The organism is Tenacibaculum sp. E3R01 (genome assembly GCF_003318185.1).
Classification (GTDB): Bacteria; Bacteroidota; Bacteroidia; order Flavobacteriales; family Flavobacteriaceae; genus Polaribacter; species Polaribacter halocynthiae.
Genome location: NZ_QOCC01000014.1, coordinates 133331 through 145145, shown reverse-complemented (window position 1 = coordinate 145145; position 11815 = coordinate 133331). Strand labels below are relative to the sequence as shown.

Genomic DNA, 11815 nt, shown 5'->3' with positions numbered 1-11815 from the left:
TTTAAAATTAAAAAAGATAGAGTACAAAGATACTGTGCTTGGTTGGGTTGTGCAAAAAATGATTTATATTTATCATTAAAAAGAAAAATTGCACAATGAAAAAATTAGCTATAAAATCTTGGTCTCAAGATGATAGACCTCGTGAAAAACTATTGTTAAAAGGAAAAAATACATTATCAGATGCTGAGCTTATTGCGATATTAATAAGTTCTGGTAATAGAGAAGAAAGCGCAGTAGATTTATCTAAAAGAATATTACAATCAGTAGGGAATAATCTCAATAATTTATCAAAATTATCCATTGAAGAGTTAATGCACTTTAAAGGAATAGGGGAAGCAAAAGCTACAACTATTGTTACTGCATTAGAATTTGGTAAAAGAAAACAATTTGAAAAAAAACAACAAATAAGTAAAATAACATCTTCATTTGATGTTGCAAAAATAATGCAACCTATAATAGGAGATTTGGAACACGAAGAGTTTTGGGTGTTGTATTTAAATAATTCAAATAAAATTTTAGCAAACCATCAAATAAGCAAAGGTGGGTTAACTGCTACTTTAGTTGATGTTCGAATTATATTTAAAAAAGCATTGGAACTTTTTGCCGTTGGGTTAATATTGTGTCATAATCATCCGTCAGGTAAATTAATACCAAGCGCTTCAGATATTGAATTAACAAAAAAAATAAAGAAAGCAACTTTTACATTAGACTTAAAATTATTAGATCATTTAATAATTACTGAAAAAGCGTATTTTAGCTTTGCAGATGAGGGAGTTTTATAAAAAACTTAAAACTTTGCTACTTATAAAATTATAAAAATGCTTTTAATTTATACGCATAAGATTACTCCTAGGGTTAGATATACTTTTAAACACATCATAACCCGTGTATTACAAATACCTATAAGTTTTACAAATAAAGTTGAAGAATTTGTAGCACATAATGGACCTAAATTTTCATACACTAAAGTAGCATTAGGAAAAGAATTTTTTATTAAAAGTCACGATTTACTTTTTCAGCAAGGAATAAGAGATGTAGAAATACACATGCAAAAATGGAAAGGAGTTCCTTGTTTTTTCTTACAAGGAGACAAATCAAATATACCTTTTGATATATTTTCAGCAAGCTTTTATTTAATTACTCGTTATGAAGAATATTTACCTCATATAAAAGATAAACATGGACGGTTTGAAGCAGCAGAAAGTATAGCTTTTAAATATAAGTTTTTAGAAAAACCACTTATTGATATTTGGTCGTACATGTTTTTAGAAGAATTAAAACAACGTTTTCCTGAATATGAATATAGTTCAAGAAAATATAGTTTCATTTCTACAATTGACGTTGATAATGCTTTTGCATATAAACATAAAAGTTTTGTTAGAACTGTAGGTGGTTTTTTTAAAGATGCATATCAGTTAAAAGTTTTTAATTTATGGGATAGGTTTAGTATTCGTTTTAATATTAAAAAAGATCCATTTGATACATTTCAGAAAATTATTGATTTAAAAAAACAACACGATATAAGAACGCTTTTCTTTTTTTTAATAGCAGATTATACAACATTTGACACTAATGTTTCTGCTTCAAAAACTAAATTTAAATTATTAATTAAAAACATGGTAGACTATGCAAGAGTAGGTTTGCATCCTTCCTATTATACAATGAATGATTTAGCGATGCTAAAAAAAGAAAAAGAACGATTGGAAGCTATAACCAATATGCCTATTAAACGATCAAGGCAACATTATTTACGTTTTTCATTGCCTGATACTTACCAGAAACTAATTGATTTAGAAATAGAGGAAGATTATTCAATGGGATATGCAAGCCATGCAGGATTTAGAGCAAGTACTTGTACACCATTTTATTTTTACGATATTGATTTTGAAATACAAACACCATTAAAAGTTTTTCCTTTTGCTGTTATGGATACTACGTTAAATGATTATATGAAATTAACTCCGAAACAAGCTCTAGGTAAAATTAGAGATTTAAAAAATGAAGTAAAAAGAGTAAATGGTGTTTTTATAACATTGTTTCATAATGAAAGTTTAAGTGGGTATCAACGTTGGAGAGGGTGGAGTAGGTTGTATGATTCTATGTTAAAAATAGTAAAAGCTTAATGATTTCATTCGTAAAGAGAAAAGATCTAGAGATAGAAAAGTATAATGATTGTATTATCAATTCTCTACAATCAAATGTATTCGGGTTTTCTTGGTATTTAGATATAATAGCTGATGATTGGAGTGTTTTAGTGTTGAATGATTATGAGGCTGTAATGCCATTGCCTTTTAGAAAAAAAGCTTTTATTAAGTATGTTTATCCACCTTTTTGGTTAATTCAATTAGGCATATATTCAAAAGAGGTTGAAGATGAAAATGAGTTTTTAATAGAACTCTTTGAAAACTTTAAGTTTGTCGAATTACGTTTGAATTACATGAATTCGTTTAGCATGTTTTCTGTTTTTCAACAAGAAAGAAGAATACAAGTTTTATCGTTAAAACAAGATTATGAGATTATTTATACTAATTACAATAGAAATAGAAAAAGAGAATTAAAAAAAGCTGTGATTCATGACTTAAACGAATGTTGGAGTGATTGCCCAACAGTTTTAATTAACTTATTTAAAGAAAACGTAGGTAAACGTGTAAAAAAAATTTCTGAAAAAGATTATGATAGATTACTATCATTAATGCAGGTTTGTATTCGTAAAAAAGTAGGTGAGCTTTTAACTGTTTATGATATGGATAATAGAATTGTTTCTGGAGCTTTTTTTTTAAAACATAAAAAAAGAGTAACTGAATTGGTTTGTTCTTCTGATTTTAAAAATCGGAAAAATGGGGCTAATACATTTATGAACGATAGAGCAATCTATAAATATTCAAGAAATTTTGATGTTTTTGATTTTGGAGGTTCTTCTATGAAAAACATTGCTAATTATTATAAAAGTTTTGGTGCAGTTGATGAGAAATATATACAATTGTATTATAATGACTTATCCAAATTTATTAAGTTTTTTAAACGGTGAAATTGTTTCTTTTATAATAATAAACAAAAGTAAGAAAGGAAGTTATTCCTGTAAACCACATTAATAAGGCTGAAGTTATTGCTGCTCCTTTAATACCTAATTTGGGTATTAAATAATAATTAGAAATTATATTTATACATAGTGCAGTTAAAGTTATATAATAGTTTGCTTTTATTTTTCCAATAGAAGATAAAAGGTTACCAAAAAGACCTCTAAATATCAAAATTCCACATACACCTATATTCAAAATAAAAAAACTCTCCCTGTATTGAGTAAAACTTGCATCAAAAAAAGTTAAAGTTATTTCATCAAAAAGATGAAAAAAGATAACAAAACCTATACTAATGACTGAAAATAATAACATATAACTTTTTATATAGTTATAAATGTATTTTTTTTGAGTGATTTTTTCAGTAAAAGAAACAAAGTCTGTAGTAATAAAAACTCTAGGTAAAAATAAAATACTAAAAGGTATTAAGGATATATATCTATAAGCAGTAATGCTTTCTGGTTCTTCTAAAAGATAACCAACTAATAAAATATCAATAGCAAAAAGTAACATGGTAGCTACATTAGCTAACCCTCCAAAAAAACCGTATTTCCAAAACTCTTTATTAATAAAAGAAGGTTTTTCTATTCTTGTTTTTAATTGAATATTTATTTCTTTTCGGAATACAAAAACAGTAATGATAGGTGTAGTTATTAAGGCAGTGATATATCCATTCTCTTGAAAAAAGTAGCAAAATAAACTTACAGTAACTATTAAAAGTGAATTGTATATGATTTCGCAATAAGCAACTACTTTATTTCTATGTTCCAAACGTGCTTTTATTTTAATGACTTCAAATAAAAAGAGAGGAATGAAAATTAAAGAAAAAATACTTAGGTAATGTCCTGTTTTAAATAATTTAAAAGGAAACAAAAAACCTATAGAAGTAATTATAATTGAAAGAACTCCAGAAGCAATAACACCTTTTTTTAATACATAATTGAGGAGGAATTCTTTGTCTTTGTTATTATTTGTTAGTGCTCCATAACGAATATAACTTTGATGCAATCCAAAACCTATAAATGGAATTAAAAAAGTAATAATATTCCAAGAAAATAATACTAAACCTAGCTCTTTGTTTGGTATTAACTGTAAAGCGATCCATGAAGTTAAAAAAGAGAATATTCGTGCTGTAATAGTGGCAGTGAATATATACCCCCCTGAACGATTTAAAAAATTTTGTATGTAGGTTTTAATTAAATTCAATTTAATGCTTTTTCATATAGTTTAGAGAATTGATTAGCAATACTGTTATTACTGAAGTTTTCTTGAGCATATTTATACATTTTTTCTGTATTGTTTTTTGGAAAACGGTATATATATATTAATTTTTCTAGTAATTGATCTTCGTTTTTTGGTTCAATTAAAAATCCGAATTTATTGGGGAAATACTCAGAAATACCACCAACATTTGTACTAATTACTGGAGTAGCACAAGCAAAACTTTCCAGAATAACGCATGGTAAGTTTTCATAGTTGCTGAATAATACAAAAACGTCAGCTTGTTGTATGTAGTTTATAACCTTAAAATGAGGAATATGATCAATAAAATCTATTTTATGACTAATTTTTAATTTATCAGCTAGATCTTTATATTTTAAAGAATTTTCTCCAATTAAAATTAATTTGAAGTCAGTAACCGTCTTATTTAATTCAGTGATGGTTTTTATAATACCTGACACATTTTTATGTGAATCGAGCATGTTTGAAATATGAACAATAGTAAATTGTTTAGTTGCTATTTTTAATGGGAAAAATAAATTAGTATTAACTACATTAGGTACTTTTAGATACTTTCCTATTAAATTTAAGTTTAACATTGAATGTTTTAAATCATCAGAAACTGGACAAATATAAGAGGCCTGTTTTGCTATAATTTTAGATAAAAATAATTCAATATTTGAAATTTTTTTTGCCAAAGGCATATGATAGCCTGTCCAATGCTCAGAAATAACAAACTGCTTTTTTTTAACCCATTTTAAATACAATGCTAATATTCCGAAAGGAAATAGTTTGTTGAGGTGTACTATGTCAAAAGTACCAATTCTCTTTAATAAAATTATGAAAGCATTATAATATCGAATTATTTTTATAATAGGATTTTTACTGGGTTTTATATAAGCTATTTGTGTGTGAATTTCATTAATTGATTCTGAGAAAATTTCAATATTTTTATTTAGAGATGCGTCTGAAATAATGTGTAAAACAGAAACTTGATGTTTTAAGCTCACAGCTTCTGCATGTCGCTGAATAAAATCACCATTATTAGGCAGAACCCTTGAGGGGTACCATCCACATAAAAAAAGGATATGAAGTTTACTTTTTGTCAAAATTTTACAGTAAAATTTATGCTAAAATAGTTTTTTTAATCATAAAACCCTTTAAATTTGAAGCATGACGAATATTAAGCATCTTTTTTTTGATTTAGATCATACATTATGGGATTTTGAAAAAAATTCTGAGTTAACTTTTAAGCAAATATTTAAAGAACAAAGTATAACCCTTGATTTTACAGAGTTTATTAAAATATATTCTCCTATAAATTTTAGTTACTGGAGATTATATAGAGATGAAAAAATTTCAAAATCTAGTTTGAGATATAAAAGACTCAAAGATACTTTTGATGCTTTAAATTATGTGATTACTGATGAATTGATTAATTTAATAGCAGAAGATTATATTAAATATTTACCAAACTTTAGTCATTTGTTTGAAGGAACAATTGAAACGTTAGAATATTTAAAAAAACAATATCAATTACATATTATAACTAATGGCTTTGAAGAAGTTCAACAATTAAAGATGAAAAAATCAGGTATTTCTAAATATTTTGATATCATTGTAACTTCAGAAAGTGTTGGTGTTAAAAAACCAAATCCTAAAGTTTTTGAATTTGCTTTATCTGAAGCAGAAGCTTTACCACAAGAGTCTATTATGATTGGAGATAGTTATGAAGCTGATATAATCGGAGCATTGAATACAGGGATGAATGCAATACATTTTACTGAAGAAAAATCCAAAGGAAATGATGTAACTAGTGTTAGTTCATTATTAGATTTAAAGCAATATTTATAAAAAAATAACGTTGAAGTTTAACCTACTATACTAATTATGATGAAACAAAGTTTGTTTAAAGTTATTAGCTGTGCATTACTTATTTTTTTTACATCTTGTGTAAAAGATTTAGATTTTGATCAAGCACAGAATTTTGAAATATCACCAACATTTGTAGCTTCATTGGCGTATACAAAATTGGAGCAAACTACTTTTGTAAGCCCAACAGGTACAGAAATTACACGCATAACTGATACTTCGAATTTTTTCGTTTTTGAAAATTCTGTAACTGACGATTTAGTAAAGATAGATGTTGATTTTGAAATTGACAATCCTTTTAATAGAAGATTTACAGTAGATTTTAGGTTTTTGGATGGTGCAGGTACTGAAACATTTAGATTACGACAAGTAGCTGTTCCTGAAAATACTCTAAATTATAAATATAAAGAAGAAATTGACTTGAGTGTTAATAACAGTATTTTAAACTCTAAAAGGATAGAAGTAATATTAGAATTGCTTCCAAGTTCTGATGGGTCTATTATAAATATCAACGAGCGTAAAGTTTTTACTTTTAAATCAGCAGGAACCTTTTATTTTAAAATAAACTAATGAAAAAGTTATTAATTATTTTAATAACTCTTTTTGGAGTTATGTCTAATTCTTATGGTCAAAACAAACAAATCTTGTACGGTTTTGATGAAATCCCTCAAACATTATTACTAAACCCAGGGGCAGTAACAAATTATAAGTACCATGTTGGAATTCCATTAATGTCAAATATATCAGCCAATGTTGGTATAACAGGTGTTACTTTAGCTGATGTATTTAGAAATGACGGTGTTGATTTTACTACTAAATATAGAAATGCTCTTAATAAACTATCAGAGAATGACTATATACAAGTAAATTCTCAAATAGAAGTTTTAAATGGAGGGTATAAATTAAATGAAAGAGATTATATTACAGCAGGTTTTTATACTGAAATGGATGCTTTTGCTACTATACCTAAAGATATTTTGAGTTTAATAAACGAAGGAAATGCTTCAAATGTAAATAGAAGTTTTTTGTTATCTCAAGCATCTGTAAAAGCTGAGTTTATTGGGGTTTTACATTTTGGTATTTCAAGAACCTTAAATAAAAAACTAACAGTTGGTACTAGATTGAAAATTTATTCTGGAGCAGTAAATGTAACTTCTACTGGTAATACTGGAAGCTTTACAACTAGATTAGGGCAAAATAATATTTATTCTCATTATTTAAATAATATAAATATATCAGGAAATAGTTCTGGTATTTATGATGAGAATAATGAATCAAATCTTTCTGCTGGTACATTATTAGGTAGAACTTTCTTTGGAGGAAATTTAGGATTAGGAGTAGATATTGGATTTACTTATAAACTAAATGATCAAACAGAAATCACTGCAAGTTTACTAGATTTAGGATTTATCAGTTATTCTCAAGATGTAAGAAATGGAACAATGATAGGTGATTTTGTTTTTTCTGGAATTGAATTTCAATACGATGCTACAAATCCTGATTATTGGGGAGATATAGACAATGAGTTTAGACAACAAGTTCCAAGAGCAGAAAATAAAGAGTCATATACAGTAGCAAGACCTATAAAATTTAATAGTTCTATTAAACATAGTTGGGGTAAATCTAGAAGAGAAGAAAATTGCCATGATATATCATATAATGACTATTTTGATAATGCTATTGGTGCTCAGATTTTTTCTGTTATAAGGCCAAATGGACCTAAGTTTGCTTTAACAGGTTTTCTTGAAAAAAGACTATTTGAAAGCATAAAAGGTAAAGTAACATATACTATTGATGATTTTTCTTATAGTAATTTAGGAGTAGGGCTTTCTGCAAAATTAGGAAAAGTTAATGTATTTGGAATGGTAGATAATTTGTTTAAAATTACCGATATTGCTGATGCTAATCAAGCTTCATTTCAAGTTGGAGTAAATTTAATTTTTAAGTAATGAAAAAAGTATTTTTTGTTTTATTTTTAGTAACAACAACAGTATTTTGTCAAAAAAAGGTGAATAATTACAAATATGTAATAGTTCCTACTAGGTTTGATTTTTTAAAAAAAGAAGATCAGTACAAAGCGAATTCCTTGACAAAATTTTTATTCAAAAAATATGGTTTTACTGTTTTCTTAGATAATGAGAAACTACCTAAAGAATTAGGAGATAACAGGTGTTTAGCATTAACAGGTACTATTAAAGATGATTCAGGAATGTTTACTGTTAAGAGTATTGTTCAGTTAAAAGATTGTTATAATAATATTGTGTTTTCTTCAAAAGTAGGGAAGAGCAAGTTAAAAGATTATAAAAAGGGATATCATGAAGCTATCAGAGATGCTTTTAAGTCTGTTCAAGCTTTAAAATACAAATACAATTCTGAAGCAATTAAGGTAGTAGATATTTCTAAAAAAGAAGTAGTAACTCCAATTGTTAAAGAAGTAAAAGTTGTTGATGCAGTTAAAACAATAAATATTGAAAATAACGTTTTATATGCCCAGCCTATAAATAATGGTTTTCAATTAGTGAATACAAAACCTGAAAGGGTTTATGAAATTTTAAATACGAGTGTTAAGGATGTTTTTGTTTTAAAAAATAAAAAAGGTATTCTATTTAAAAATAAAGACAAATGGATAGTTGAGTACTATGAAGATACTACTAAAGTAGTTAAACACTATTCGATTAAGTTTTAAGGTTAGAGTTTTCTAATATTTATACTTGTCCTTCCAACGTTGTTTTAATAATTCTCTAAATTGATTTTCACGAGAATTATTACCAGGTTCATATAATTTAGTGCCTTTTATTTCATCAGGTAAAAATTCTTGGTTTACAAAGTTTCCTTGATAGTTATGGGAGTACTGATAATCTTTACCATAATTTAAATCTTTCATTAACTTAGTTGGAGCATTTCTTAAATGTAAAGGAACAGATAAGTCACCAGTTGTCTTAACTAAGTTTTGAGCTTCACCAATAGCCATATATGAAGCATTACTTTTAGTCGAGTTGGCTAAGTATACTGCACATTGACTTAAAATAATTCGAGACTCAGGGTTTCCTATAATTGAAACAGCTTGAAAAGTATTGTTAGCTAAAATTAAGGCAGTTGGGTTTGCGTTTCCTATATCTTCTGATGCAAGTATTAATAATCTACGAGCAATAAACTTTACATCTTCACCACCTTCTATCATTCTTGCTAGCCAATAAACAGCGGCATTTGGATCACTACCTCTGATTGATTTTATAAATGCTGAAATAATGTCATAATGTTGTTCCCCTGTTTTATCGTATTTAGCAGTGTTTTTTTGAATGTTTTTTAAAACTAATTCATTTGTAATCTCAATTTTATCTTCTGCAGCAACGAGTAATTCAAATATGTTTAATAGTTTTCTTGCATCTCCTCCAGAAACTTGTAATAAAGCATCCGTCTCTTTAAGGGTAATTTCTTTACTAGAAATGAGATCATCTTCTACCATCGCTCTTTTTAATAATGAAATTAAATCATCTTTATCAAATGAATTTAAAATATAAACTTGACATCTTGATAATAGGGCAGGTATAACTTCAAAGCTAGGGTTTTCAGTAGTTGCTCCAATAAGGGTAACCCAACCTTTTTCTACAGCAGCTAACAAAGAGTCTTGTTGAGATTTACTAAAACGATGAATTTCATCAATAAATAGAATAGGATTTTTTTGAGTGAATAGACCACCACTTTTTTTTGCTTTTTCAATTACTTCACGTACATCTTTAACCCCAGAACTAATAGCGCTTAAGGTATAAAAAGGCCTTCCAGATTCATTAGCTATAATATTTGCTAGAGTAGTTTTTCCAATTCCTGGAGGTCCCCATAGAATTAAAGAAGGTATTATTCCTTGTTTTATATGGTTAGTTAAAATACCTTGTTTACCTACTAAATGTTGTTGGCTGATGTAATCATTCAGTGATTTTGGTCTTATGCGTTCTGCTAAAGGCTGGATCATTATAGAAGTTTCCTATTTAATTTCAAAGTTAACAATATTTGTAATAATTTGATTGGTTCGATTTAATTATAATAATTACTATTATATGTCATTATTTCAGGTATATTTATTTGGAAGTGTTTTTGCTATTTTTATGATATGAATGATAAAGATGAATTAAAAGGCTCAAATAGTTTATTTTTAATCCCATTAAGTTTTGTAATCTTAATATGGCTTGTCTATTGGGTTGAAATTAAATTTGGTTTTAATTTTAATAAGTATGGTGTTTTTCCAAGAACCTTAAAAGGTGTTAGGGGGGTAATACTATCTCCATTTATACATAGCGATACAAGTCATTTATTTAATAATTCAATACCTTTATTTGTATTATCATCAATACTTTTTTTCTTTTATAATAAAGTTGCTGACAAAGTTTTAATTTATGGTGGTTTACTTACAGGTATTCTCACATGGTTAATAGCAAGAGAAGCACATCATATAGGAGCTAGTGGTATTGTTTATTTACTTTTTAGTTTTACTTTTTTTAGTGGTATAATAAAAAAACATTTTAGATTAATAGCAGTATCCCTAGTTATTATTTTTCTATATGGTAGTATGGTTTGGTATGTTTTACCAATTAAAGAAGGAATGTCATGGGAAGGACATTTATCAGGCTTTTTAATAGGAAGTGTTTTTTCATTTATTTTTAGGAAAGAAGGTATTGTTAAAGAAAATTTTCAGTTTTCTAAAACTGAATTTGATGAAATGTTTGACGATGAAGGTAATTATTTACCACCTGAAATTATTGATGAAGAAGAAATAGAAAGCTTAAAAGAAATTAACTATAAATATATTTACATAGAAGAAGAATAAAATAAAAGCGTTATCAGAAATAAAAAACAACCTTAATTCGTTCAATTAAGGTTGTTTTTTATTTCTGATAATTAGGTTATATACTTTATAAACGTTGTCTTACAGTTTCATATAAAAACGCACCACAAGCAACAGATACATTCAGTGATTCTATTTCACCTAGTAATGGTAATTTCGCTTTATAATCTGAAAGTTTTAGAACAGAATTACTAACTCCTTTATGTTCTGACCCCATTATAATAGCTAATGGTTGATTAAAATTGATGTCATAAATAGAATCTTCTGTTTTTTCAGTAGCAGAAACTATTTTAATATCTGCAGCTTTTAATTGAAAAAGAGCATCTTTAATATGATCAACCTTACAAATAGGTATCTTAAATGCTGCTCCAGCTGAAGTTTTTATTGTTTCGGCATTTACAGGTGCACTACCTCCTTTTTGAATTATTATTCCATGAACACCTGTACATTCAGCAGTTCTAATAATAGCTCCGAAATTTCTTACATCTGAAACTTGATCTAACAATAGAAATAAAGGTTTATCTGTATTTTCAAGAGTAGTTTCTATTAAGTTTTCTAGATCATGGAATTCTACAGGTGAAATTTTTGCAACAGCACCCTGATGATTACTATGTTTTGAAAGTCGGTCTAACTTTTCATTAGGCACAACACTAGTTGAAATTTTATTCTTTTTAACTAATTTTTCTAATTGAAAAAATAGATCACCTCTTAATCCTTTTTGAAGGTATACTTTATTTAATGATGAACCACTTTCAATTGCTTCAATAATTGCTCTAATTCCAAAAATTACTGTGTTTTCTTCCAT

12 protein-coding genes are annotated in these 11815 nt (G+C 27.1%); 8 read left to right on the top strand and 4 right to left on the bottom strand.

Going from position 1 to position 11815, the window contains the following annotated elements:
• Nucleotides 1-95 precede the first annotated feature (95 nt).
• Genes radC through DS884_RS03490 form a run of 3 tightly spaced genes read left to right on the top strand, consistent with a single transcriptional unit; the run spans nt 96 to nt 3028 of the window.
• Nucleotides 96-782: a RadC family protein gene (gene radC / locus DS884_RS03500; protein WP_113785803.1), complete on the top strand. Its 687-nt coding sequence runs from the start codon at nt 96-98 to the stop codon at nt 780-782.
• A gap of 36 nt (nt 783-818) precedes the next feature.
• The gene (locus DS884_RS03495; protein ID WP_113785802.1) at nt 819-2123 is read left to right on the top strand and encodes a polysaccharide deacetylase family protein; all 1305 of its coding nucleotides are present in this window, start codon (nt 819-821) and stop codon (nt 2121-2123) included.
• On the top strand, nt 2123-3028 hold the full coding sequence (locus DS884_RS03490; protein ID WP_113785801.1) for a hypothetical protein: 906 nt from the start codon (nt 2123-2125) through the stop codon (nt 3026-3028). Before DS884_RS03495 ends, DS884_RS03490 begins: the two co-directional genes overlap by 1 nt.
• On the opposite strand, the gene DS884_RS03485 is transcribed toward DS884_RS03490, so the two are convergent.
• The gene (locus tag DS884_RS03485) at nt 3018-4283 is read right to left on the bottom strand and encodes a polysaccharide biosynthesis C-terminal domain-containing protein (RefSeq protein WP_113785800.1); all 1266 of its coding nucleotides are present in this window, start codon (nt 4281-4283) and stop codon (nt 3018-3020) included. The two genes, DS884_RS03490 and DS884_RS03485, sit on opposite strands and share 11 nt — an antisense overlap.
• Nucleotides 4280-5407 (bottom strand): glycosyltransferase family 4 protein, encoded by a 1128-nt coding sequence (locus tag DS884_RS03480; protein ID WP_113785799.1) that lies wholly within the window; start codon nt 5405-5407, stop codon nt 4280-4282. Before DS884_RS03480 ends, DS884_RS03485 begins: the two co-directional genes overlap by 4 nt.
• A 64-nt stretch (nt 5408-5471) precedes the next feature.
• Between DS884_RS03480 and DS884_RS03475 the strand changes: the two genes are divergently transcribed.
• From DS884_RS03475 to DS884_RS03460, 4 genes are read left to right on the top strand one after another with little or no spacing between them, the layout of a single operon-like run.
• Entirely contained in the window at nt 5472-6152 is a 681-nt protein-coding gene (locus tag DS884_RS03475; protein WP_113785798.1) for a YjjG family noncanonical pyrimidine nucleotidase, read from the top strand.
• Between the two features lie 36 nt (nt 6153-6188).
• Complete coding sequence (locus DS884_RS03470; RefSeq protein WP_147239364.1) at nt 6189-6740, top strand: hypothetical protein; 552 nt, start codon at nt 6189-6191, stop codon at nt 6738-6740.
• A complete protein-coding gene (locus DS884_RS03465; RefSeq protein ID WP_113785796.1) occupies nt 6740-8119 on the top strand; it encodes a DUF5723 family protein in 1380 nt (459 codons plus the stop codon). The genes DS884_RS03470 and DS884_RS03465 overlap by 1 nt, the downstream gene beginning before the upstream one ends.
• On the top strand, nt 8119-8856 hold the full coding sequence (locus DS884_RS03460; RefSeq protein ID WP_113785795.1) for a hypothetical protein: 738 nt from the start codon (nt 8119-8121) through the stop codon (nt 8854-8856). The genes DS884_RS03465 and DS884_RS03460 overlap by 1 nt, the downstream gene beginning before the upstream one ends.
• Nucleotides 8857-8868: 12 nt before the next feature.
• On the opposite strand, the gene DS884_RS03455 is transcribed toward DS884_RS03460, so the two are convergent.
• The gene (locus DS884_RS03455) at nt 8869-10140 is read right to left on the bottom strand and encodes a replication-associated recombination protein A (RefSeq protein WP_113785794.1); all 1272 of its coding nucleotides are present in this window, start codon (nt 10138-10140) and stop codon (nt 8869-8871) included.
• 138 nt (nt 10141-10278) lie between these two features.
• Here DS884_RS03455 and DS884_RS03450 point away from each other — a divergent pair, with 138 nt between their 5' ends.
• On the top strand, nt 10279-10992 hold the full coding sequence (locus DS884_RS03450) for a rhomboid family intramembrane serine protease (protein WP_113785793.1): 714 nt from the start codon (nt 10279-10281) through the stop codon (nt 10990-10992).
• Between the two features lie 85 nt (nt 10993-11077).
• Here DS884_RS03450 and rlmB read toward each other — a convergent pair whose 3' ends face one another.
• Complete coding sequence (gene rlmB, locus DS884_RS03445; protein ID WP_113785792.1) at nt 11078-11815, bottom strand: 23S rRNA (guanosine(2251)-2'-O)-methyltransferase RlmB; 738 nt, start codon at nt 11813-11815, stop codon at nt 11078-11080.